Annotated in this window: 1 protein-coding gene; it reads right to left on the bottom strand. The window is 35.4% G+C overall.

Annotation, left to right across the window (positions count from 1 at the left end):
- On the bottom strand, positions 1-261 hold a 261-nt coding region (locus tag CBI42_RS11730; RefSeq protein WP_179211435.1), incomplete at its 3' end, for a hypothetical protein.
- Positions 262-305 lie beyond the last annotated feature (44 nt).

Here is a 305-nt window from a genome sequence, read left to right as displayed (position 1 = left end):
TTGTCCAAAATTTCTTGTGTAACTTTCTAAATCTTGGTCATTATTTTCAGAACTGGCCTCTAGAAAAGAAACAATATCTTGATGAAAAGAATAGACTTGAGGTATCTCTTCTATCTTGCCCTCTTCAGTCAAAAAACTCTCTACCAAGTCCTGCCATTTCTCATCAAAATGTTGCGCTTGATAACGAAGGAATAAGTCCATTTTCTCTCTATCTTTGGGAATTGTTCCACGAAACATAGCCAATAATTGCATTACTTCCATACTCGCTCCTTTCATCTATACGAAAATAGGAGAATCACATGATT

Origin of the sequence: Streptococcus sp. KR (assembly GCF_002238115.1) — a bacterium.
Classification (GTDB): domain Bacteria; phylum Bacillota; class Bacilli; order Lactobacillales; family Streptococcaceae; genus Streptococcus.
Note: the sequence above shows the minus strand (reverse complement) of the source record. Positions and strands in the feature narration are given on the sequence as shown.